At 72.2% G+C, this 209-nt stretch carries 1 pseudogene; it reads right to left on the bottom strand.

The features are described from left to right. Window positions 1-209: pseudogene (locus EIL87_RS22935) on the bottom strand (electron transfer flavoprotein subunit alpha/FixB family protein); the annotation flags it as partial.

The following is a 209-nucleotide window of genomic DNA, read 5'->3' as shown; positions in this document are numbered from 1 at the left end:
CAGCGAGTGCGACGCGACGCCCTCACCGTCGATGTCCACGACCTCCGACAGCAGACCGGAGTCCAGGCGGATCGCCAGGCGACCGGCGATCTCCGTGCCGTCGGTGGACGCCGGTACCAGCACGGCCGCCGGGCTCACCGAACCGGCCAGCTTCTCCAGCACGTCGACCTGCGGCGTCACCAGGTACTCGGCGGCCTCGGCGGACTCGG

It is taken from the genome of Saccharopolyspora rhizosphaerae (assembly GCF_003931915.1).
GTDB lineage: Bacteria > Actinomycetota > Actinomycetes > Mycobacteriales > Pseudonocardiaceae > Saccharopolyspora > Saccharopolyspora rhizosphaerae.
The sequence above is the reverse complement of the archived record's forward strand: the minus strand, read 5'-3'. Positions and strand labels throughout refer to the sequence as shown.